Origin of the sequence: Streptomyces sp. Qhu_M48, from assembly GCF_051305195.1 — a bacterium.
Taxonomy (GTDB): domain Bacteria; phylum Actinomycetota; class Actinomycetes; order Streptomycetales; family Streptomycetaceae; genus Streptomyces.
The window spans coordinates 5,840,443-5,863,009 of record NZ_CP195432.1 but is presented as its reverse complement, the minus strand read 5'-3'; the positions used below and the strand labels follow the sequence as shown (position 1 = coordinate 5,863,009).

Annotated in this window: 21 protein-coding genes and 1 pseudogene; 14 read left to right on the top strand and 8 right to left on the bottom strand. The window is 70.2% G+C overall.

Translation table 11 applies throughout. The annotated features are described in order from the left end of the window. The first annotated feature begins 511 nt into the window (after positions 1-511). The 3 genes from ACRRSS_RS26395 (at position 512) to ACRRSS_RS26385 (ending at position 4,094) form a co-directional block, all read left to right on the top strand. The gene (locus ACRRSS_RS26395; RefSeq protein ID WP_435973595.1) at positions 512-1,387 is read left to right on the top strand and encodes an SGNH/GDSL hydrolase family protein; all 876 of its coding nucleotides are present in this window, start codon (positions 512-514) and stop codon (positions 1,385-1,387) included. Between the two features lie 729 nt (positions 1,388-2,116). Then, entirely contained in the window at positions 2,117-2,953 is an 837-nt protein-coding gene (locus ACRRSS_RS26390; RefSeq protein ID WP_435973594.1) for an alpha/beta fold hydrolase, read from the top strand. A gap of 307 nt (positions 2,954-3,260) precedes the next feature. Next, positions 3,261-4,094, top strand: a complete 834-nt coding sequence (locus ACRRSS_RS26385; RefSeq protein ID WP_435975427.1) for an alpha/beta fold hydrolase — start codon at positions 3,261-3,263, stop codon at positions 4,092-4,094. Positions 4,095-4,203: 109 nt separating this feature from the next. On the opposite strand, the gene ACRRSS_RS26380 is transcribed toward ACRRSS_RS26385, so the two are convergent. Further along, a complete protein-coding gene (locus ACRRSS_RS26380; protein WP_435973593.1) occupies positions 4,204-7,380 on the bottom strand; it encodes an AfsR/SARP family transcriptional regulator in 3,177 nt (1,058 codons plus the stop codon). A gap of 551 nt (positions 7,381-7,931) precedes the next feature. Between ACRRSS_RS26380 and ACRRSS_RS26375 the strand changes: the two genes are divergently transcribed. Next, positions 7,932-9,080, top strand: coding sequence for a serine hydrolase domain-containing protein (locus tag ACRRSS_RS26375; protein WP_435973592.1), 1,149 nt, complete (start codon positions 7,932-7,934; stop codon positions 9,078-9,080). A gap of 767 nt (positions 9,081-9,847) precedes the next feature. On the opposite strand, the gene ACRRSS_RS26370 is transcribed toward ACRRSS_RS26375, so the two are convergent. The 4 genes from ACRRSS_RS26370 to ACRRSS_RS26355 form a co-directional block, all read right to left on the bottom strand. Then, positions 9,848-11,128: a low temperature requirement protein A gene (locus ACRRSS_RS26370; protein WP_435973591.1), complete on the bottom strand. Its 1,281-nt coding sequence runs from the start codon at positions 11,126-11,128 to the stop codon at positions 9,848-9,850. Between the two features lie 496 nt (positions 11,129-11,624). Then, on the bottom strand, positions 11,625-12,344 hold the full coding sequence (locus tag ACRRSS_RS26365; protein WP_435973590.1) for an SGNH/GDSL hydrolase family protein: 720 nt from the start codon (positions 12,342-12,344) through the stop codon (positions 11,625-11,627). Then, a complete protein-coding gene (locus ACRRSS_RS26360; protein WP_435973589.1) occupies positions 12,341-12,811 on the bottom strand; it encodes a cupin domain-containing protein in 471 nt (156 codons plus the stop codon). The genes ACRRSS_RS26365 and ACRRSS_RS26360 overlap by 4 nt, the downstream gene beginning before the upstream one ends. Before the next feature lie 82 nt (positions 12,812-12,893). Next, complete coding sequence (locus ACRRSS_RS26355) at positions 12,894-13,730, bottom strand: helix-turn-helix domain-containing protein (RefSeq protein WP_435973588.1); 837 nt, start codon at positions 13,728-13,730, stop codon at positions 12,894-12,896. Between the two features lie 350 nt (positions 13,731-14,080). Here ACRRSS_RS26355 and ACRRSS_RS26350 point away from each other — a divergent pair. After that, positions 14,081-14,212: pseudogene (locus ACRRSS_RS26350) on the top strand (MerR family transcriptional regulator); the annotation flags it as partial. Positions 14,213-14,440: 228 nt separating this feature from the next. Next, a complete protein-coding gene (locus ACRRSS_RS26345; protein ID WP_030325187.1) occupies positions 14,441-14,644 on the top strand; it encodes a cold-shock protein in 204 nt (67 codons plus the stop codon). A 331-nt stretch (positions 14,645-14,975) separates the two neighbouring features. Here ACRRSS_RS26345 and ACRRSS_RS26340 read toward each other — a convergent pair whose 3' ends face one another. Next, positions 14,976-15,761: a hypothetical protein gene (locus ACRRSS_RS26340; RefSeq protein ID WP_435973587.1), complete on the bottom strand. Its 786-nt coding sequence runs from the start codon at positions 15,759-15,761 to the stop codon at positions 14,976-14,978. Between the two features lie 106 nt (positions 15,762-15,867). Here ACRRSS_RS26340 and ACRRSS_RS26335 point away from each other — a divergent pair, with 106 nt between their 5' ends. From ACRRSS_RS26335 to ACRRSS_RS26310, 6 genes are all read left to right on the top strand, one after another. Then, positions 15,868-16,308, top strand: a complete 441-nt coding sequence (locus tag ACRRSS_RS26335; RefSeq protein ID WP_435973586.1) for an Asp23/Gls24 family envelope stress response protein — start codon at positions 15,868-15,870, stop codon at positions 16,306-16,308. A gap of 35 nt (positions 16,309-16,343) precedes the next feature. Further along, positions 16,344-16,571 (top strand): hypothetical protein, encoded by a 228-nt coding sequence (locus ACRRSS_RS26330; RefSeq protein ID WP_435973585.1) that lies wholly within the window; start codon positions 16,344-16,346, stop codon positions 16,569-16,571. Positions 16,572-16,992: 421 nt separating this feature from the next. Continuing rightward, complete coding sequence (locus tag ACRRSS_RS26325; protein ID WP_435973584.1) at positions 16,993-17,673, top strand: DUF6286 domain-containing protein; 681 nt, start codon at positions 16,993-16,995, stop codon at positions 17,671-17,673. Positions 17,674-17,684: 11 nt separating this feature from the next. Further along, positions 17,685-18,281, top strand: coding sequence for an alkaline shock response membrane anchor protein AmaP (amaP, locus tag ACRRSS_RS26320; RefSeq protein WP_435973583.1), 597 nt, complete (start codon positions 17,685-17,687; stop codon positions 18,279-18,281). Positions 18,282-18,483: 202 nt separating this feature from the next. Further along, the gene (locus tag ACRRSS_RS26315) at positions 18,484-18,639 is read left to right on the top strand and encodes a DUF6131 family protein (RefSeq protein WP_202527601.1); all 156 of its coding nucleotides are present in this window, start codon (positions 18,484-18,486) and stop codon (positions 18,637-18,639) included. A 78-nt stretch (positions 18,640-18,717) separates the two neighbouring features. After that, a complete protein-coding gene (locus tag ACRRSS_RS26310; RefSeq protein ID WP_435973582.1) occupies positions 18,718-18,894 on the top strand; it encodes a hypothetical protein in 177 nt (58 codons plus the stop codon). A gap of 69 nt (positions 18,895-18,963) precedes the next feature. Here the strand turns inward: ACRRSS_RS26310 and trhA are convergent, their stop codons facing one another. Then, on the bottom strand, positions 18,964-19,758 hold the full coding sequence (trhA, locus tag ACRRSS_RS26305) for a PAQR family membrane homeostasis protein TrhA (RefSeq protein ID WP_435973581.1): 795 nt from the start codon (positions 19,756-19,758) through the stop codon (positions 18,964-18,966). 358 nt (positions 19,759-20,116) lie between these two features. On the opposite strand from trhA, the gene ACRRSS_RS26300 reads away from it, so the two are divergent. Further along, on the top strand, positions 20,117-20,980 hold the full coding sequence (locus ACRRSS_RS26300) for a DUF1206 domain-containing protein (protein WP_435973580.1): 864 nt from the start codon (positions 20,117-20,119) through the stop codon (positions 20,978-20,980). Positions 20,981-21,029: 49 nt separating this feature from the next. Further along, entirely contained in the window at positions 21,030-21,320 is a 291-nt protein-coding gene (locus ACRRSS_RS26295) for a hypothetical protein (RefSeq protein ID WP_435973579.1), read from the top strand. Between the two features lie 25 nt (positions 21,321-21,345). Here ACRRSS_RS26295 and ACRRSS_RS26290 read toward each other — a convergent pair whose 3' ends face one another. Continuing rightward, complete coding sequence (locus ACRRSS_RS26290) at positions 21,346-22,566, bottom strand: acetyl-CoA C-acyltransferase (RefSeq protein ID WP_435973578.1); 1,221 nt, start codon at positions 22,564-22,566, stop codon at positions 21,346-21,348. Position 22,567 lies beyond the last annotated feature (1 nt).

The following is a 22,567-nucleotide window of genomic DNA, read 5'->3' as shown; positions in this document are numbered from 1 at the left end:
TCGCCGGAACGGAGAACGAGGAGCGGTGCGGGTGATCGGAGCGGAGGGACCCCGTCGTCCGCCTCCCGCCTACCGATCGGGACATTAGCAGGGCGTCAACCGGTTTGAAGGGCTGCGCGGGCGGGACGACGCAACACTGCGGGGGACGCCTTCTCCGGCCGTAGCGCCCGCAGCACCGGTCCCACCCGTACACGGAGGAGCACGTCCGCCGGAGGTCGGATGCCGTGCGTCCGGTCGTCGGCCGCAGGATCGCCGGGTGCCGTGCCGAACTGAAGGGGATCACGAAGGCGCCGGCATCTTCGGGCCATGGTCCGGCAGCAGGTGATTTCTTGGAGAACGGCCCTACCCGGGATGGCTGTTGGCGGAGAAGGGCGTAGTGGCGCAGGGAGTTCGCCACACCTGAACCCGGCGCGTGCCGCGGCCGTAGAGGCGAAGGACACGTCCGTACGCGTCGCGTGCCCAAGGACGGGCCGCCGACTCGTGCGGCCTCTTTCCGCTTCAAGGAGACTTCATGGCTCATTCTCACCCGTACTCGAAGATCCGCGGAGGGGTGGTCACGGCCGCTGCCCTCACCGCCTCGCTGCTGACGTCAGGGGCCGCTCCGGCCGCCGCGACCGACGTCTCCGGGCAGGGATCCTTCAAGCACTACGTCGCCCTCGGTGACTCCTACGCCGCAGGAACAGGCCTGCCCGGGCAGACGGACGCGACGTGCATGCGCTCCACGGGCAGCTACCCGGCGTGGGTCGCCGAGACGTACAAGCCCGCCGTCTTCAAGGACGTCACGTGCGGCGGAGCCACCACGCGCTCGTTGTGGAACCACGAGGGGTCGGCCGCACCCCAGGTCAACGCCCTCACCCAGGACACCGACCTGGTGACCGTCACGCTCGGCGGCAACGACCTCGGCTTCTCCGACGTGCTCACCAGATGCGTCCTGGCCGGGCTCACCACCAGGGAGGGAACTCCTTGCCGGGACGTGGCGGCCAAGGAGGTCGACGCGGGCTTCGCGAGGCTGAGCACGCGTCTGCCCGACATGCTCACCGACATCAAGCGGCGCAGCCCCCGGGCGCGTGTCGTCGTGGTCGGGTACCCCAACCCGTTCCCCGCCGACGGGAGCGCCTGCGGTTCCTCGGTGCCGCTGGCCAAGGGTGACGTCACCTGGCTCCACCAGACCACGAACCGGCTGAACCTCATGCTGGAGATGTCGGCTCTCCTGAGGCAGGCCGAGTTCGTCGACACCTCTACGGTGTTTCGGGGCCACGACATGTGCCGGGCCCCGTCCGGGCAATGGATCAACCCGCTGCTGCCGCGGACGTCCGGATCCGCCCACCCCAACGCCGTCGGCCACCTGATGACAGCCGTCGAGGTGCACGAGAGGCTCAAGAAGTAGTCACCGCCCTCTCCGGGGCCCGGAGCGACACTCCCGGCCCCGGGGATCGGGACATGGGCGCCGAGCCCGTACCTACGGAATGGCCGTGACGGCCGTCGCGGCAGCCCGGCGACAGGCGATGCCGAGCATGGGCGGCCGGATCCGACGGGCCGCCCCGAGCGCCGTCCGCCGTCATGACGACGCGCCCGGCTCACCCCCACCGCGCAGCGGCGGACGGCGCCTGGCATGTGTCGGTACTGGTGACCGCGAAGGACGGCGGCACGAAGTTCGTTCCCCGCGCGGCCACGCTCGACGTCACCCGTCGACCCCCGGGCGCCTGATGCCTCCGTCCGGTGCCCGTGCCGCCCGGAGAGCGGTGGCCCGGGCGGAAGCGGGTCGGGCGGATCCGAAGGCCGGCCCGGCCGACCTGCCGGTCGCCGAGATCACCACCGTCGGTGAACCGCGGTGCGGGATTGCTCGTAGGAAGCAGTGACGTCCGGGCACATGAGAGCCCTGACCGGACGTCAGCCCTGTCGGCTGTTGTGGCGGCAGCCGGCAGGGCGGCAGAGCCGTTCGGGTCCCGGGCCGCCACCGTTCGATCAGTCAGGACGGGACCTTCACGCCCATTTCAGCTGCACGCAATTCAACTGCCCGCAGCTCAAAGCTGTGCCGTGTTTCTCGTCGGAGCCGGGTTCGTCCGGCCGGCCCCGCCCCACCAGGGCGACAACCTCATGAAGAAGGACATCGAAGATGCGTACCACCCGACCGACCAGGCCCGCCCGTCTGGTCACCCTGCTCGGCGTCGCGGCCGTGGGCCTTTCCGTCACGGCCGTCACCCTGCCCGGCACGGCCGACGCGACGCCCCGCCAGCCGGTCCGGCCGACGATCGTGCTGGAGCACGGGGCGTTCGCCGACGCCTCCAGCTGGGACGGAGTCGTCGAGCGGCTGCAGCGGGCCGGCTACCCGGTGGTGGCCGCCGCCAACCCGCTACGCGGACCGGCCGTCGACGCCGCCTACCTGCGCAGCGTCGTCGAGCACATCGACGGCCCGGTGGTCCTGGTCGGCCATTCCTACGGAGGCACCGTCATCAGCCAGGCCGCCACGGGCCTGGAGGAAAAGGTCAAGGCGCTCGTCTACATCGCCGCGTTCCTGCCCGACACGGGCGAGAGCTCGCTGGGGCTGACGAACAAGTTCCCCGGCAGCACCCTCGGTCAGGTCATCGCCCCGGTGAACTACACGCTTCCCGGCGGAGCCTCGGGAGCCGACGTCTTCATCAAGCCGGACAAGTTCCACCAGCAGTTCGCCGCGGACGTCCCTGCGGACAAGGCGAGGCTCATGGCCACCGGCCAGCGTCCGATCGCCGCCGCCGCGCTGGAGGAGAACTCCACCCGTGCCGCCTGGAAGACGATTCCCTCCTGGTCGCTGGTCACCACTGAGGACAGGAACATCCCCGTGGCGGCCCAGCGCTTCATGTCGGCCAGGGCACACGCCCGCACGACCGAGATCGACGCCTCGCACGCGGTGACCGTCTCGCGTCCCGACGCCGTCGCCCGCATCGTGGAGAAGGCGGCCCGTTCGGTCCGCTGACCGGGACCTGTCGATCCAGACAGGGGAGCCGCTCCGACGGGCGTTTCCGCGGGCCGAGTGCCCGGTCGAGTACGCCCCCGCAGGGCCCGCTGCGGATCCGCGCCCAGGAGGCCACCGAAGCCCCCTGCCTTCTGGCCGCGTCAGTAGTCCCTTTTCGGCCAGACCGTGAACCGCGCTCACCCCGTCACCGTTTCCCGGGCGACGAGGTGCCGACGCCGGACACCCCGGGCCAATGGCGGTACGGACCGCCGACCGCACCCGGGCCAACACCTCGCACCACAAACCCCATCGAGAGGCAGCAACCACCATGCCGTTCATCACCGTCGGCCAGGAGAACACCACCACCATCGACCTCTACTACGAGGACCACGGCACCGGGCAGCCGGTCGTGCTGATCCACGGCTACCCGCTCGACGGCCACTCCTGGGAGAAGCAGGCCGCGGCCCTGCTGGAGGCCGGTCACCGGGTCATCACCTACGACCGGCGCGGATTCGGCCGCTCCAGCCAGCCCACCACCGGCTACGACTACGACACCTTCGCCGCCGACCTGAACACCGTCATGGAGACCCTCGACCTCCACGACGCCGTCCTCGTCGGCTTCTCCATGGGCACCGGCGAAGTCGGCCGCTACCTCGGCGCCTACGGCTCCGCCCGGGTCGCCAAGGCCGCCTTCCTCGCCTCGCTGGAGCCGTTCCTGCTCAAGACCGACGACAACCCCGAAGGCGTCGACGGGAGCGTCTTCGAGGGCATCAAGCAGGCCGTCACCGACGACCGGTACGCCTACTTCAGCGCGTTCTACCAGGACTTCTACAACCTGGACGAGAACCTCGGCACCCGGATCAGCGAGGAGGCCGTCCGCAACAGCTGGAACGTGGCCGCCGGCGCCTCCTGGTACGCCTCGCTGGCCTGCGTCTCCACGTGGACCACCGACTTCCGCGCCGACATCCGGAAGATCGACGTGCCGGCACTGATCCTGCACGGCACCGCCGACCGCATCCTGCCCATCGAGGCCACTGGCGAGCTCTTCCGCAAGGCGCTCCCGCAGGCCGACTACGTCGTCGTCGAGGGCGCCCCGCACGGCCTGCTGTGGACCCACGCCCAGGAGGTCACCGACGCCCTCCTCGCCTTCCTCGCCAAGTAGGGGCAGAGTCCGGCCTCTCACCGGCCGGATGGCGACCCGCAGGCGCCCCGTCACCGTTCGACGGTGACGGGGCGCTGTTCTGGAAGAAACCTCGTGGGCCGGCTGGAACTCAGCGGATGGCGGACGAGCGACCATCCGCCGAACCGTCCCGCTCGGAGTCCTGACGCACAGGGTCGCCATTCCTCGGGACCGGGAGCCGATGGCTCCCCTCCGCCCTCTCCGGGAAGGGTGGCGCGGGGTCCGTGTCCATGTCCAGGGCGGTGAGCCGGTCACGGACCTGCTGGGCACTGTGGGACATGGCTCGCTCGTCGGCGCTTTCGAGGGCTTGGACCCAGTCCGTCCGTGCGCCTTCCCGGTCGCCCTGGGCCAGCCGGGTGTCGCCGAGCCGCATCAGTGTGCCGATGGCGTTCCTGTGGTCGCCCAGTTCCTCGAACGCCCGCGTCGCCCGCTGGTAGGTGGCCACCGATTCCTCGTAACGGCCGAGCATGCGGAGGTTGTGGCCCAGGATGTCCCATGCCTGGGCCAGCTGCCACGGCGCGCCGAGGCGCTGGAACAAGGCGATGCCCTCCTCGCTGTACTGAAGGCTTTTCTCGAGGTGCCCCAGGTTGGAGTGGAACCAGGCGAGCTCGACGAGGCACTCGGCCAACCACAACTCCTCGCCTGTCTCCCGGGACAGCTCCAGTCCCCGTTCGGAGAACGTCACGGCCTCCTGGGTCCGGCCGAACAGGAACAGCGCACACGCCGTGACGTAGTGGGCTCGTGCCTGCTCACCGGTCGCGTCGAGCTCCTCGAAGATCGTGGTGGCGCGTCGCAGGTGGTGAAGGGCTTGCTCCTGGTGGCCGAGGTAGCCGTGGATGTGGCCGAGGTGGCGTAGGCAACGTCCTTCTTCGAGGCGGTTGTTCTGGCGCCGGGCCACTTCGAGAGCGGGGGTCAGCGCGGTGATGGCCTCGGGCCAGAATTCCTGGCGATTGAGATATTCCTTGAGTGACCAGGCGAGCCCGGTGGTGTGGTGGTCCAGCTTCTGGCCGACGGCGGTGTGGAGCAGGCCCGTCAGCACCCGGTGTTCGGCGGCGAGCCATCGGGTCGCCTGCTGGACGGTGGTGAGGTTCTCCGGGGTGACGCCCGGGTCGGGCGCACCGAGGTCGAGATCGGGCGGTGTGTCCTGTTTGAGGAGCTGGTTGGCCTCGTGGGCGGTGAACATGTAGTGGTCCAGGGACCGGAGGGTGGCGTGGTGGCGTTCCTGGGCGGTGTCGTGGGTGTGGGTGAGCTCGGTGGCGTAGTCGCGCAGGAGGTCGTGCAGGCTGTAGCGGCCGGGCAGCGGTTGTTCCACCAGGCAGGAGCCGACCAGACCGGCGAGTGCGCGGCGTGTCCGGTGGAGAGGGAGGCCGGCGAGGCTGGCGGCGGCGGGGGCGGTGATGTGGGGACCGGGGTGCAGGGCCAGGAGGCGGAGGAGCCGGGCCGCGGGCTCGTCAAGAGACTGGTAGGACCAGGAGAAGACGGCGCGTACGTCGGTGGTGGAGTCGAAGCCGGTGAACGCGTCCAGGCCGTGGGTGTGTCGCAGGTCGTCGACGATGGCGTGGAGGGGGAAGGAGTGATCGAGTTCTGCGCGGGCGGCGACCACCGCCATGGCCAGGGGCAGTCGTCCGCACAGGCGGATGATGTCGGCCGCGGCCGTGGGCTCGGCGGCCAGTCGTTCGGTGCCCAGGCGTCGCTCGAGGGCTTGGTGGGCCTCCGCCTGTGAGGGCAGGGGAAGGGTGAGGGGTCTGGCGCCGTCGGTGGTGATCAGTCCGGGAAGCTGGTTGCGGCTGGTGATCAGTGTGAGGCAGCCCGCTCCGCCTGGGAGCAGGGGGCGCACTTGTTGCTCGTCGCGGGCGTTGTCCAGGACGAGGAGGATCTGCCGGTCGGCGAGGAGGCTGCGGAAGAGCGTGCTGCGGCCCGGGGTGTCCTCGGGGATGTGCTGGGCGGGAACGCCGAGGGCGGTCAGGAAGCCGTGCAGGGCGTTGCCGGGTTCGACGGCGGGCGCGTGGGGATGGAATCCGCACAGGTTGACGAAAAGCTGTCCGTCGGGGAAGGAGGAGGCGATGCGGTGGGCGTGGTGGACGGCGAAGGTGGTCTTGCCGACACCGGGAGCACCGCTGATGACGACGGGAGAGGCGGCAGCCGTTCCGGGGCGGCCCGGTGCACCGCTCACGGCCGACAGCCACGCGCCCTCGGCCTCCCGCCCCGCGAACACCGTCAGGCTGCGCGGCAGTTGTGCCGGACGCGTCCTGGGCGGCGACGCGACTCCCTCGAGATCCGCGGCCTGTTCGCGACTCGCATCGGACCGATCGGCGGCGTCGGCCGGTTCGTCGTCTGCCGGGCCGAGGGGGGCGGTCGCCTCGTCCTCCTCAGGCGTCCCGGACGCGGTCGGCCCGAGCGGAGCGCGCCCGTGTCCGGTACCCCCGCCGGAGACAGATGCCGCGCCGAACCTGTTCAGCTCATCGGCTGAGTGAAGGGGTGGCAGGTCGTGGTGGAGGATGCCGTGGTGCAGTGCGCGTAGGGATGGGCCGGGTTCCAGGCCGAGTTCGTCGGCGAGGTGCCGGCGCAGGTCGGTATAGCGCTGAAGCGCTTCGGGGTGCCGACCGGCCAGGTACAGGGCGCGCAGCAGCAGGGCCCAGCCGGTTTCCCGCAGGGGATGCTCTGCGGTCATTTCCTGGGCCGCGTCCAGGGCCTCGCTGTTCCGTCCTTGCAGGAGCAGGGCAGTGGTACGGATCTCGCGGGTGGTCTGCCGCAGTTCTTCCAGGCGTGCTGCCTCGTTGACGGCGAACAGGTAGTGCGCGGCGTCGGCGAACGCGGTGCCGCGCCACATCTCCAGGGCTTTTAGGGTCTCCTCCACGACGCGTTCGGGCCGGCCCTGATCCATGAACCGGTGTGCCTGGGCAAGGGCCCGCTCGAAGCGCACGGTGTCACGGCTCTCGGGCGGCACCCGCAGGGCGTAGCCCAGGGGTTCGGTGACCAGTACCTCGCAGATGCCCTTTCGGCGCAGCCGCCGGGGTTCCAGGACTGCGCGTACCTTGCTGACGTGGGCGTGCAGGGAGGCCATCGCTCCGCCCGGCGTCCGTCCCGGCTGCTGCGGCCACAGTTCCTCGCACAGCGTCTGCGGGGCGACCGCCCGGCCGTCGGCGAGCAGCAGGCGCACCAGCAGCAGGCGCTGCCTGCGCCGGCCCGGATCGAGGACCGAGCCCGCCCGCCGTACCACCAGCGGCCCCAGCAGCCCGAAGTCGAGATCCTGCCCTGAAGCCGTCACCGTACCCACCAAGAACTCCGCTCGAGGCGCCACCATCGGAAGCACACATGACCATGACCCCCGGAAGGGTGGACGACCCGCTGCCGCTGTGACGAAAACCGAGCCCGCGCGACTCTCGTCGCGGTGACCTGTCCGCCGAGATGGGGGGCGGTGAGGTGATCGGAGCGGCGAGGACCCCGTCGTCCGCTACCCGCATAGCGGACAGGACATTAGCAGGACGCCACTCGGCGTGATGAACTCGCCTGCGGCCATGCGCCGGACGGCTTCCTCCTCCGCCCGCCCTGCGACGAACCGGTAGCCGGCCGATACCGGCGCTGCTGACCGCGAGCCTGCGCGCCGAGCGGCCTGTGGAGAACCCATGGGTACGCGGCCCGCTCGCGTCGGCGGCGTCGCAGGGCACGCCGGAGCCCTGCAGATGATCCCCAGAGGTGGTCTCCTGCCGGAAGGGCATCCACCAGACAGATGCCCCTCACCTGCGGCGACGCGTGAACCAGCGTGACATTCGTTCCGTTGACCGATCGGACGGTCGTCGTCAGAAGGGGAGAGAAGACATGGTCGATGTCGAAGGAACGAGCACCGCTCGGTTCGAACCGGTCCGAGCTGCGCTGGCCGCGCACCTGGAGTCCGGAGAGGAGGTGGGGGCGTCGATCGCCGTCGATGTCGACGGCGTCATGGAAGTCGATCTGTGGGGTGGGCACGCCGATGAAGCGCGGACCGTTCCGTGGCGCCAGGACACATTGGTCAACCTGTGGTCGACCACCAAGACCCTGAGCAGTCTGGCGGCCCTCGTCCTCGTCGACCGGGGGGCCCTGGATCTCCACCGCCCGGTCGCCCACTACTGGCCCGAATTCGCTGCTCAGGGCAAGCAGGACATCGAAGTGCGGCATGTCCTGGCACACACCTCGGGGCTCTCCGGCTGGCAGCAGCCCTTCACCATGGACGATCTGTACGACTGGGCGACCGCGAGCGCCCGGCTGGCCGCGCAGGCGCCCTGGTGGGAGCCGGGCAGCGCCTCGGGCTATCACGTGCAGACTCAGGGACAGCTCGTGGGGGAGCTCGTCCGGCGGGTCAGCGGCCGTACCCTGACCGAGTTCGTCGACACGGAGATCGCCAAGCCGGCGCAAGCCGACGTCCAGATCGGTGCGCGGCAGGCCGACTGGTCGCGCATCGCCGAGCTGGTGGCCCCGTCGCAGCTCTCCGGGATACCCGCCGGCCTCGATCCCGAGGGGATCTTCACCAAGACCTTGCTCGGAAGTCCCGCCAGGGACGAGCATGTCGACACCCCGCAGTGGCGCCGTGCCGAACTCGGCGCCGTCAACGGACACGGCAACGCACGAGGCATGGCCCGCGCCCTCTCGGTGATCTCACGACGCGGCCAGGTGAACGGCCACCGTCTCCTCTCCGAGGAGACGGTGGAGAAGGTCCTCGACGTACAAGCGGACGGGGTCGACCTGTTCCTGGGTGTTCCCGTGCGCTGGGGCATCGGCTTCGCGCTCGCCGATGCGAGGACGATGCCGCACATGCCCACCGGAAGGGTCTGCTTCTGGGTCGGCAGGGGCGGTTCGATCGTCATGATGGACCTCGACCGGCGCGTCACGTTCTCGTACACGATGAACCGGCTGGGCGACGGAATCCTCGGCTCGGAGCGCACCCACAGCTACATCAGGCATGTCTATGAAGTCCTGGACTCCACCGACTGAGGCCCGGCGGCTCCGAAGCTCCGTGCGCGGAGACGTGCCCCACCGGTTCAGCTCGCGCGTCAGGGTGCGGTGCTCGGGCTGCTCCCCAGCGCAGTGCTGAGGTTCCAGCGGTTGTTGCGACGCCGCCAGTCGCCAGGAGTGCCGTGCCCTGAAGCGGACGCTCCCGGTCTGGCCTGGGGGCATGGCCTCGACCAGGGTGCGTACGGCGCTCACGTACTCCGTCAGTCGGATGGCGTGGCGCCGTGCGGCTTCCTGCGCCTCGAAGTGCCTGACGCGGTACGCCTCGGCGTACTGGACGCGCGCTTCTTCCATGGCGGCTTCCCGGCGGACGCGTTTCTGACGCGCTGCTTCGATCTCGCCGAGACGTCTGCGTCGGCGGCTACACCGCGAAGGTGATCTCCGGAGTGTCCTGCGTTCTCGGTGGCGGTGATCAGCGCCTGGATAAGCCTGAGGGCGCGTCCTTGGACCGGCTTGGTCAGGCCCGGCGCCTGGGTTTCGTTCTGCGTTGCCCGTACCGCGCTGTGTGGCCGCGTGAGCCGCGTGGGAACAGGGACGGGTTCGAGGGCCGCCAGGCGCCAGGCGGGGATGTCGACGAGCTTGATCTCGTACCCGCCACGGCACCAGCCCCCGTACTGCTCCTTCGTCTCCGGGATCTTTCCGGACCTGCGCGCCGCGGCGGGTACCCGGCGAGCAGGGCCCGGACGGTCGCGCCGCGCTGGCGGCCCGTGAAACCGGTCAGCTGCACCGACCGTGGTCCCCGCCGATGCCTACTGCGTACCGAGTTCTTCGAGCATCTGCTGTTGGTGGCGATGGCCGATCGTCTCGTAGCCGATCACGGTGACGAAGGGCGCGAGCATGACCACGAGCAGGCACACCGCGATGGCCACGCCGGCGGCGGCCAGGAGGACTGCCGTGAGCAGTACGGCGATGGTGAGGGCGATCAGAAGGATGTGGAAGCGGTCTGCCGTGGACAGCAGCAGGCTGTGCAGGAGGTAGACCATCAGCATGTAGAGGCCGACGGGGAGAGCGAGGGCGAGGACGACGGCGGTGCCGGAGATCTTGGCGTGGTGTTCCATGTACAGGCCCGCCACGTGCAGCCCGGCGCCGGCCCCGGCGACGCCGATGAACAGGGGGATGTGGCCGTAGCCGAAGAGGTATCCGCGGCTGCGGCGGTGCACCAGGATGTCGCCGAACGGCGTCAGGAAGTACATCCACCACATGCCGAAGGTCAGACCGACACCGGCGATGACGACGGCGGTCGCGTTCCAGGTCCAGTGTGTGCCGTCCCCGCCTCCCAGGAGGTCTCCGGACGAGGCGACCGTACCGACGACGCCCTCGCCGAGGACGATGATCGCGAAGAGTCCGTATCGTTCGGCGACGTGGTGCGGGTGCCAGGGGGTGCCGCCCGCGGAGCCCTGCGTAAGCACTGGCAGGACGAGTTCGAGGGCGCCCAGGACGCCGAACGCGGCGAAGGCGACGCCGATCGGCATGTGGACGAAGGCCACGACGATCCAACCGGCCTGGACGATCACCGTCCAGCGGATGTTGGCCATGCCCACGTCGTGGAACGACGGGGACTGGCGGGCGGCACGCCACCACTGGAGCACCATCGCGATCCGCATCACGACGTAGCCGATGACCATGGCACGCAGTTCGAGGTGACCGCCCTCCTCGACGGAGTGGAACATCGCGGGCAGGCCGAGCGAGAACACGACGACGCCGATCATCTGCAGCATCGTCACGGCCCGGTAGAGCCAGTCATCGGTGGCGAACGCGGAGGCGAACCAGCTGAAGCTGATCCAGGCGATGCTGATCGCGAACATCGCCAGGACGAACGCGATGACCGCCTGGCCGGCATGCCCCTCGGCGACCATCTCGGCGAACTGGAACGCCGCCGTACCGACGGCTACCACGAAGGTCAGGTCGAACAGCAGCTCCAACGGCGAGGCGGTCCGCCCGTGCTCTTCCGGGTCACGGCCGGTCATGGGAACCAGCCGTCGCGACAGACCGAACTTGCCGGACGTGCCGGTGGGTGGGGAATCGTTCATGTGCAGCAGTATTTCTGACGCTGCCCGGCCCGCCCGGCCGCACTGCCGACGCAGAGTTCTCCGGCGACAACGGCGAAACACCGTGCCCGCCCGATCCCCAGCAGCATCGCGGGGTACAGCTATTCGGGCAGCGGTCTCTCCTGGACGTACCTCTGTGCTCGGTCCCTGACACGCTCGTCGGGGTCTACGGTGTCGCACAAGGAACGAGCAGGCCCGAGCAGGTGCGGGTGGAGTCGCGAGCGCGCTGCCGCGTCGAGAGTCCTGGGCCTCCCACACTGGGGCGGTGCGACCGGATTATCCACGGACCGCATGGTCCCAGGCCGGCTCGCCGAACGGGGTCGCGGTCGACGACAGCAGCCGCCACGGGACCGTGCCCAGGTGCCCTCGCGGTGGTCACGCAGCCAGACGAGCTGGATGTCGTAAGTGTTGACCGCCTGGATCGGATGCCACCTCCGCGCGGTATTCGGCATCCGACTGGCCGGGCGCCGGCAGCCGGCTACGCGCTCTGGGTCAGCAGACCGGCGTCGATGACCTCAGCGATCAGGGTGGCGCCCCGGCTGTTCTGGTGGATGTGGTCGGTCGTGAGCACGAGGCCTCGGCGCCGCGAGATCGTGTCGAGGCCGCGGCGCAGCACTGCGTGCTGGACGAGGACGCCGACCACCGCCGCGGGCGTCACCTCCCGGTATGGAATCGGTGGCGGGTCCGCTTGGCGCAGTTCCTCGATCTGGCGTTCGTGGAGCGGAAGGTAGGCCACCTCGTCGGTGGCGGCGACCTCGGCGATCATCCGGCTGTACGTCTGCGATGCCTCTGCCGCCGCTCCGTCGAGTTGTTGGCCGAGCACCGGGAGCGACAGCAGACCGATCGTCGCGTCGGTCTCCGCTCGCAGCCGTGCGACGACGGCCCCCAGGCACTGCTGGAACCAGCCGGCTGACGGGCGCTCGGGGAGCTGTTTACGCTTCATGGCCTGCTCGACGGGGTAGCCGGCGAGGCTTGCTCGGGCGTCGTTGGTCCCGATCAACACGGTGATCACATCGGGCGGGTCCGCGACGACGGCATCAAGGCGCTGCAAGAGGTTGTAGGCGAAGTCGCCGTTGGCGCCGAAGCGGGCAAGCCGCACGTCAGCGGGCGGGTGGCGTCGTCCGAGAAGATCCAGGTAGTCGACGCTGAACTGCGCGCGGGTGAGGCTGTCGCCGAGGCACGCGACGCGTGTCGTCACGGCGCTTGCTCCGGGCCGGGCGTGCCGACGCGTTCGGTCGAGCGGGTGTCGGTCCGAGGGCGGTGGTCGGTGCCGAGGCTCGCGGTGATGGCCAGGATGGAGGTCGGGCCCTCCATGTCGACCACGTGCCACACCCCGGCCGGGTTGATGGTGGCCTCGCCCGGCCCGAGCAGAACGCGGTCGAGCGCCCCGTCCACGTCGCGGGTGACCGTCACGGACCCGCTGAGGCAAACGACCAGTTCGTCGCCTGCGGGGTGGCTCTCCCAGTGCTCGCCGGGCCCGTCCCCGTCGAAGATCATCACCATGCGGCCCTCGGCGCCGTCCGCCGCGACCGCGGCGCTGTAGGCCTGGAGCACCTTCGGGTCCCAGGTGAAGCCCTCGACGGGTTTCGCTCTCGATCCCAGCCCGAGGTGCACGGGGGTGGTCCGCAGGTCCATGGCGTTGCGTTCGTGGTTGACGAGTCTCATGCCGACGATCGTCCACGACAGCGAACGTGCGGTCTTGAAGAAAAGGGAAGAGAAGCCGGCGCGACGGGCAGACGGTTGGCAGCTATCCGGCTCCGAGGAGGACTTCGCTGCGACGCCAGGCCGTCGGCGATCGGCCCGTGAACTCGCGCCAGTCCCGAACGAGATGGGCCTGGTCGGCGTAGCCAGAGACGGTTGCCACATCGCCCCACGGGAGCGGGGCCTGCGCCGCCGCCAGTTCGTGCGCGTGCTCGAAGCGCAAGACTCGGGCGAAGGTCTTCGGCGACAGGCCCACCTCACCGCGAAACCGCTCGGTGAGGTACCGACGGCTCCAGCCGAGTTCCGCGGCGACCGCACCAACCTGGACGCAACCCCGCGCGGCGACGAGGCGGCGCCATGCCTCGGCTACCTCGGGGCGCGTCCAGCGCACATGGTCGCCGCCGGCGCCACGGCCGACAGCCCGGAGGAGCGATTCATCCAGCGCGGTGAACCGCGCCGCCCATGTTGTCGCCGATCGGAGCCGGTCGACCAGCTCGACGGCAAGCGCTCCGAGGAGCTCGTCAAGTGGGACCAGTCGGTGGGCGAGCTCGGCGGCGGGCATGCCGTAGATGGCCCGGGCCCCGAGCGGTGTCAGCGATACCTGCACACCTTGCTGGCGTCCGTCGTGGTGCACCGCGACGGACCGGCACATCAGACCGCCGGCCACGCTGCTGAAGCGGGCGACCGGTGACCCGTCGTCAACGCCCGCCGCCACCTCCAGAGGACCTGACAGGCTGATCACCGCAGTGAGCGCGCGACTCGGCGGGCCGCAGTGCACCCCCGCCGGGAACCCGCGGAGGTCGAAACCGACATACGAGTCGACGTACTGCCGCAAGGCGGGCGCCGGACGTGCACCGATCCCGGCGGCCGTGTGGTCCTCCATTTTCGTCAGTGTACGAGCCGCCCAGTCCAGCAAGATCACCATCCAAGGACTGATCACTGCCGCTTGCGGCTGGTGACGCGGTTCTTACCGGTACCCGATAGTCCTGAGCGTCGACGCCACGAAGCGCTCCCGGGCCTGCTGGACCTTGCCGAAACGGCGCTTGCGGCCCTCCATCCTCGGTACCACCAGCACGTCGGTCGCCCGCCCCCGTGACGACCGACGAGATGACCGCGGACCCGAACTGTGGTCGTGGACGGCCACCCGATGCCGCCTGGGTGCGCGGTCAGGTCCAGGGTGCGGGTGGCGCCACTGTGGCGCAGGGCGTTGGTGACCAGCTCCGAGACCACCAGGTCGACCAGGGCACCCCCATCGAGGCCGCCTGCCGCATCATCGTCCTGGAAGACCAGCTCGAAGAGGCGCAGCGCGTCAACGCCGAACACCGCCGTGCCGCCCAAGAGGCCGACCCGCCGGCCGTGGCCTGAGACGGTGCGCGCCCCGCCGTACCTCGGCGGGACCGTTCCCACTTGGAGGAGCCCTTCTGGTGACGGGGTGTGCGGACGTGTACCGTCCCCGTTAGCTGTCGTGGTTCGGAAGTTCCCTGCCCACGCCTTCGGTGTGGGCGTCTTGCTGTGCTGTGCCGCAGGAACCAGGGCGATCACCTCCGCCTCCCACATGGTGTGGGCGGCGTTCATCGACTGGAAGGCATGAACATGGCTACGGGAACTGTGAAGTGGTTCAACGCGGAGAAGGGCTTCGGCTTCATCGCCCAGGACGGCGGCGGCCCGGACGTCTTCGCCCACTACTCGGCGATCAACTCCTCGGGCTTCCGTGAGCTCCAGGAGGGTCAGACCGTGACGTTCGACGTCACCCAGGGCCAGAAGGGCCCCCAGGCGGAGAACATCAACCTCGCCTGACCCGCGCCACACCCCGCGGGCGGAACCGGGGGCACTGGGCTCAGGGCGCACGGCTGTTTCGCGCGTTCCGAGTCGAGTGTCCCCGGAAACGCGCTCATGGCCTTGTCACCACCATGGAACCGGCGGAATGAGCGAGGCCCACTTCCCACGGTCGCTGCGACGACACCGCGGTCCGTGTCCTCTTTCCCCTCGCCTCACCGCGTCCGCCTGCTCGGCGCCCTTGCTGTCCTGGCCGCAGTCTTCGTGGGCGGCTGCTCCACCGACTCTCGGCCGCGGCACTCCGAGCGGCTGCAGAAGGCCGCCCGCCTGAAGACCCTCGACGTCGATGCGGCTACGCCGCGGTCTCAGTGATGAGAACGGCAGCGGTTGTCGGGACCCGGACGTCACTCGTGGCCGCGACGGTCACGGCGTCCCGGACGGCCCGGGCGACCTCCAGAGGATGGCTGCCGGGTGCGACCGCGAGCTGGACCTGAATGTGTCGGGTGGGCGGATCGTCCTGGTGCGTCACCCTGACGGGGTGGCCGCCCAGTGGGGCGGTGAGGCGGGCGACGCCCGGCACGGCCGACGCGACGTCGGCCAGCTCTCCGCTCGGCCCCCGCAGGGGTACGGTTTCGGTCGCGGGGGTCGAGCTTCGCGTGGTCGCTTCTTGGGCCGGGGGCGTGATGATGTTCTCCGCGGTCTGCGGCCCTCCGTCTGCCTCCGTGCCCTCGTCTGCCTCCGTGCCCTCGTGGAGATCCGTGACGCGTAGATCGACTGTCACAGTCCTCAGGCCGACTTCTTCGTCGGCCGCCTTGAGCAGGGTCGTCCTCAACTGTTCGGAGGCTTGAGGTACGGGCAGTGTCACGGCCCCGGTGAAGGCCGCCTCGATCCTGAGCGGGCCGGGCGGGAGCGCGCCGACAGGTGGGCGAACAGCCGGTTCGAGCACGGGCTCGAGCGGCACCGGTCCGATGCGCATGCTCTCCAGTCGAACACCGGAAACCCCGGCGGCCGTGCGCCCGAGAGCCCTGACAGCCGCCTGTTCGGTGATCCACGTGCCATCCTCCGGCCCCCCGAGCGGCAGCAATCGCCCCAGGCCAAGCCGACCACGCACTGACTGCATCAACGCCTCGGTCTTCACCCTCTTCACCCTCTCCCTCGACTCGCGACGACCGGATGAAACGGTCTATAGCGAATATAATTCGAATAAGGGATGCACGGCTCACTTCTCGAGGGAGGAGTGCCTGATGACTGAGCACACCGGCGCGAAGCACGGCGGCGAGCCCGGTTCTCGTGGCCGGACATCCATCGCCGATGTGGTGGTGGAGAAGATCGCCGGGATGGCGGCACGGGACGTGCGCGGCGTCCATGCCCTGGGCAGCGGGTTCGCGCGCTCGATGGGATCCATGCGGGAGCGGATGCCCGGCGCCGGTAGTGGCAAGTCCGTCACCCGCGGGGTCAGTGTCGAGGTCGGAGAGGTGCAGACGGCCATCGACCTGGAGCTCGTCGTTCACTACGGCGTCTCGGTCACGGACGTGGCCGGGGCGGTGCGGGAGAACGTGATCTCCGCGGTGGAGCGGATGGCGGGTCGGGAAGTGGTGGAAGTCAACATCATGGTCAGTGATGTGAAGCTGCCCGACGAGGAGGACGAAGAGGACGAGGGGCAGGAGCGGCAGCGGCTCCAGTAGCCCGACGGAATCGGCTACCAGGTGAGGAACGTGTGATGAGCAAATCCGTCGTGGGTGTGGCCGCCGGAATGGCGCTGGGTTTCGCCGCGTACTTCGGTGGCTTCTGGGCCTTCCTGCTGGTGCTGGTGCTGGGTGCCGTCGGACTCGTGGCCGGGCTTCTGCTGGAAGGCAATCTCGAACCCGGTGACTTCGTACGCCGCCGGGACGATCAACAACGTATTCGTGACGACCAGCGCCGGGCACGGAGAGACTGGCGGCAGTGACCGGGGAAGCCGACAGGCGCCCGACCGTGCCCCGCCGGGAGCGGGGTGCGACCACGGTCGCTGACCGGGTCGTCGCGAAGATCGCCGCCCAGGTGGCGCGCGAGGCGCTGAGTCGTTTCACCGAGCCGACCGGGCACGTGCCTCCTGGCCACTGCACACCGCACGTGACAGCGGTGGTGCGAGGGGCACCGGAGAGGGCAGGTGATCCTGCCGGGAGCCCACCGGCGCTCGGGCAGGCGCGGGTGCGCATCGCCCTGGAACTGGGCTATCCGTCGGACATCGGGGCGCAGTGCGCGACGGTGCGCCGAGAGGTCACCGAACGAGTCACGGCATGGGCCGGTGTGGAGGTGTCCGACCTCGTGGTGGCCGTCGAGAGGCTGCACTCGGCCCACTCGCGGCGGACGGAACGGGAGAGGGTGAGATGAGCGCGCACACGGGGCGGCAGCGGCCCGGCGACAGCGACCTCCCCCCCGAACACGGGCGGCCGGCTTCCTCCGCGTCGGCCCCGGACACCGACACGACACCGGCGGAGAGGGAACCGGTCGGATCGCCGCGTCGTTTCTGGTCCGCGCGGCGGGTCCCCGCGGTCATCGTGGCTCTGCTGTCCCTCGCAGCCGTCGGGCTGCTCCTGTACGACGTGGTCTCGGTGCGGGCGGGTCAGCCCGGGATGGGCTGGCGACGCCGGCTCGCGGATGAGCTGGCCACGCGGCCTCTGGACGACGTATGGGTGATCGTCGGGGCCGCGGTGGCGATGGCCCTCGGCCTGTTCCTCGTCCTGCTGGCGGTGACACCGGGACTGCGCAGACTGCTTCCCATGCGGCAGCCCACCGGCAGTCTGGGAACGGGCGAGGTCCGCGCCGGTCTCGACCGGCGGGCGGTCGCGCTGATCCTGCGCGACAGGGCCATGCGGGTATCCGGTGTCGAGTCGGCTCGGGTCGATGTCGGGCGCCGGAAGATCAAAGCCCGGGCGCAGGTGCATTTCCGCGATCTCGACGAGGTCCGTGCCGACCTCGATGCCGCGCTGGGCGAAGCGGTGGCGAGTCTGGGTCTCGCCCGGCGACCCATGCTGACCGTCCACGTCCGGCGCCCGAAGAAAGGCTGACGCTGATCCCGATGATCAAGACAGTGAACCGGGTGCTGCTGGGGCTGCTCGGCCTCGGGCTGTTGGCCCTGGGCGGCGGCGTGCTCCTGGGCGGTCTGGATCTGCAGCGCCATTGGGGTTTCGACGTGCCGGGCTGGTGGCCCTTCCGCGGCCCGGCCGATGTCGTCCTGGGAGACGAGGGACGCCTTCGGTGGCGGGCGGAGGGCTGGTGGTGGCCGACCGTCATCGCGGTGCTCGCCGTGATGCTGGTGCTGCTGCTGTGGTGGCTGTGGACACTGCTGCGCAAAGACCGGCTGCACCAGGTCCTCGTCGACAGCCAGGACGGTACGGCGGCCCGGCTCGACGGCCGCGCCCTGGAGGACGTGATGGAGAAAGAGGCGCAAGCCTTGGAGGGAGTCGCACGGGCACGGGTGAGCCTGGGGTGCCGGCGTACCGCCCCGGTCGTGCGACTGCGGCTGTGGCTGGAGCCTCACGCGGAACCGGAACGGGTCCTGGACCGACTCGACCGGGACACGCTCGCGCACGCACGGGGCTCGGCAGGCCTCGATCGACTCCCGTCGGAGGTCAGCCTCCGGGAAGTCCGTCACCGCGCCCATCGGGTCGACTGAGAATTCTGCGCCGTATCCAGGGACGGATTCTCACCCGCCGGCTCCCGGTCGCCGCGGCCGTCGCATCGCACCTGATCGGCTGGCCGATCAGACGGCTTCTGCTCATGCCCGCTGGAAGGGCAGGAGAGTGACAGCCTGACAGGCCGCCTCGGCGGGTTGCGCCTACGCTGGAATGGAGGTACCTGCGAGGTCGGAGGTCACCATGATCATTCTCGGGATCATCCTGCTTGTCATCGGGTTTGTGGCCAGCATTTCCATCTTGTGGACGATCGGGATCATCCTGGTCGTGATCGGCGTCATCCTGTGGATCCTCGGGGCGGTCGGTCACGCGGTCGGCGGACGCCGTCATTACTGGTAGGCGGCGCAACTCCGAGCCGACGCACCCCTCGTGGTCGAGTTCTCACCAGGCCGCCCTGCCGCAGGGAGGCGTAGCGCGATGTTCTTCTTCCTGATTCTGCTCAGCGGCGCCATCGCCCTGATCGTCATCGGCGCCGTCGTGGACGGAATGCTGTACCTGGTCTCCACCGGGGTGCTGCTTCTCGTCGTCGCCGTGCTGTACCTGATGGTGCGCTCGGTAGTGCGCTCGCGCCGACGCAGGCCCACCGTGTTCTGACGGGAGGGGCTGGCCTCGCGCCGCCCTCCGGATGGCCGGCGAGTGGGTGACGCCCCGCACCTCGACCGCTCAGTCAGCGGCGAGAAGGATGGCGATGTAGTGGGCGGTGAAGGCTGCGACGGTCAGGGCGTGGAAGACCTCGTGGAAGCCGAACCAGCGGGGTGAGGGGTTGGGGCGCTGGAGGGCGTAGACGACGGCGCCGGCGCTGTAGAGGAGGCCGCCGATGACGATCAGGGAGACCACGGCGACCCCGCCGTTGTGGAGGAAGTCGGGCAGGTATCGCACGGGCGCCCAGCCCAGGGCCAGGTAGCAGGGGGTGTACAGCCAGCGGGGAGCTCCGACCCACAGGACGCGGAAGGCGATGCCGACCAGGGCGCCCGTCCACACGATCCACAGCAGGAAGGTCCACTGGTCGTGGGAGAGCATGAGCACGGCGAGTGGGGTGCAGGTGCCGGCGATGATCAGGAAGATGTTGGCGTGGTCGAGGCGGCGCAGAATCGCCTCGCCGAGTGGTCCCCAGGTGCCGAGGTGGTAGACGGCGCTGGTCCCGAACAGCAGCCAGGCCGTGATCGAGTACACGGTGCAGGCCAGCACGGCCTGCGGTGTCCCGGCCAGGCAGATCAGGACGATGCCCGCGGCGAGCGACGCGGGGACCATGCCGGCGTGGAGCCAGCCACGTAGCTTCGGCTTGATCGGTTCCACCAGATCGGCCGCCCGCTCGACCAGGTCGGCCACCGGGCGGGAGCCATCGGCGGCTTCGTCACGTGGTGGTTCCGAGGAAAGGCCGGCACTGCGGGCTTCGGCGTCTTCTCGGGACACTGCTTCCCCTCCCGGATCGGACTGCTGGGTGTCACGGGCAACCATGTGCACATGCTGGGAACCTGACCGTGACGGGAGCCCCAGAGGTCCCCTTCATCGCGTAGCCGGGTCCGTCGCCCTACGATCCCGACGGCCGGAGAAGAGCGAAGCCGGCCACGTAGCCGTCGCCCCGCAGGATGATTGCGAGGACACTTGTAGACGGGCATAGACGGGCTCCGGTCCCCCGGAGTGATCCAGATCCCTGGGTGCGGGACGGTCCGCACGTGGGTGGTGTCTTCCGTGCCGGACCCGCGGCGCCCGCCCCGACAGAGGGTGCGCTGTTCAGGGGGGCCGGCACTTGGAGGTGCCAGAAATGGAGCGCAGTCAGGACAGTCCGGCTCAGCCCAAGTCGCGGGGACGGCGTGTGGCCGACAGCCGTGCGGTGGAGGTCGCGTCCAGGGTCGGGCTCTGCGCCCGGGGCGTGATCTACGTGCTGGTGGGAATTCTGGCCGTGCGGATCGGCCTCGGCAGCGACAGCGGCCAGGAGGCCGACCGGTCCGGCGCGGTGGGGACCCTCGGCGAGCAGCCGTTCGGCCAGGCTTTGCTGTGGGCGCTGGTGGTGGGGCTGGCGGCGATGACGCTGTGGCGGCTGTGCGAGGCGGCGTTCGGGCAGACGGTGGAGGGCGGGGAGAAGTGGTCTCGTCGTCTGGGTTCTCTGGGGATGGCGGTGTTCTACGCCGTGATCTGTGTCGGCGTGGTGCAGACGGCGCTGGTCGGCGGATCCGCCGGGAGCCGCCCCGGTGACGAGACGTCGAAGGAGTACACCGCCAGGGTGCTGGACTGGCCGGGCGGCCGGGTGATCGTCGGCGTGTTCGGGGTCGTCCTGGTCATCGTGGGCGTGGTGATCCTGGTGCGCAGCCTGATGAGGAAGTTCGAGAAGAATCTCCGCATGGACGAGATGCGCCCGGCGACGCGGCGGGTCGTCGCGTTCCTGGGCATCGTCGGCGGGGTGGCGTGCGGCGTGGTCGCGGCCGGGGCCGGCCTGTCCGTCCTGCTGGCCGCCGTGCGGTACGACCCCGGCCAGGCGAAGGGCCTGGACGAGACGTTGCGTTCGTTCGCCGCCACGCCCGCGGGGCCTGCCCTGTTGATCGCCGCCGCCGTGGGCCTCCTGCTGTTCGGCCTGTACTCGTTCTGCGAAGCCCGCTGGCGCAAGGCCGCCGAGCACGGCACTCCGGCGGAACAGCCGGCCGGGGCTGCGGGCCCGGGGACACGCCCTGGTACACCCTGACAGGGGGAACTCGTCCGGCGGCGTGGGTCGTTCGTGTCGGTGCGGGCGGTTGCGCCGCGCGATCCGCCGTGTGCGGGCCGGGCACTGGTGGGGGCGGGTCGTCGATCTCGAGCTGTGGCAGCGCTCGCTGGGGTTCTCGGCGCTGGGTTTCCTGACCCTGGTGCCCCTGCTGATCGTCGTGTCCGCGGCGGATCCGGCGAGCGGACGGGGGTTCGCGCGGTGGCTGGGGGACGGGCTCGGCGTGTCGACGGCCGCCAGGCTGGTCGCGTCGAGCGCCGTCACCTACGGCCCGATCGGAACCGTCCTGGTCATCCAGTCCTGGCTGGTCGACGCCTGCTGATCACTTCAGAACGACCGGTTGTAAGTCATTCCGTTCGTTCGATCACCATGGCCATGCCCTGGCCGCCGGCCGCGACGACGGTGACGAGTGCGGTGGTGTGGTCGTCGTGGCGCAGGGTGGTGAGGGCGGTCGTGGTGAGGCGGGCGCCGGCGGCGCCGTAGGGCTCGCCGAGGGCGATCGATCCGCCGTGGGTGTTCATGCGCGTGGGGTCCAGGTCGAGTTCGGTGCAGTAGGCGAGGACTTGGGCGGCGAAGGGTTCGTTGCCGGCGATGGTGTCGATGTCGGTGAGGGACAGTCCGGCCCGGGTCAGGGCGGTGCGGGTTGCGGCGACGGGGGCGGGGCCCTCGGTCTCGGGTGTGGCGGCCGAGACCGCCGTGGAGAGGATCCGGGCGAGCGGGGTGTGGCCGTGGGCGCGGGCGTAGGGCTCGGACATGACCACGACCGCGGCGGCTCCGTCGGAGAGGGGGGCGCTGTTGCCGGCGGTGACGCGTCCGTCGGGGCGGAAGCGGGGTGCCAGTTCGGCCAGGGTGTCCGTGGTGACTCCGGCGCGGGGGCAGTCGTCGGTGGTGGCGGTGGCGCCGTCGGGGCTCTTGACGGGGGTGATGTCGCCGAGGTGGAAGCCGTCGGCGAGGGCTTGCTGGGTGAGGTGGTGGGAGCGCGCGGCGTAGGCGTCCATGTCGCGGCGGGAGATGCCGTACACATCGGCGACGTTCTCGGCGGCGAGGCCGACCGGGATGTAGGGGTCGGGCAGCGCCCCCTCCCTGCGAGGGTCGGTCCAGGGCGCGGCACCGGCGGCCGACCGGGCGAGGGTGCGTTCCTTGGCTTCGGTGAAGGCGGGGTTCTCGGTGTCGGGCCAGGTGTCGGAGCTTCCCCGGGACAGCCGGGACTGGGACTCGACCCCTGCGGCGACGACGACGTTGGCGTCACCGCACCGGACCGCCTGGGCGGCCATGCGAATGGCCTGGAGCGATGAGGTGCAGAAGCGGTTCACCGTCACGCCGGGAACGTGGTCCCAGCCGAGCAGGACCGCGGCGATGCGGGCGATGTCGAAGCCCTGCTCGCCGCCGGGCAGGGCGCATCCCACGATCAGGTCGTCGATGGCGTCCGCGGTCAGGCCGGGGATGCGGGCGACGGCTTCGGCGGTGGTGTGGGCGAGCAGGTCGTCGGGGCGGGCGGCGGCGAGCGAGCCTTTGTGGGCGCGGCCGATGGGGGTGCGGACGGTGGAGACGATGACGGCGTCGGGCATG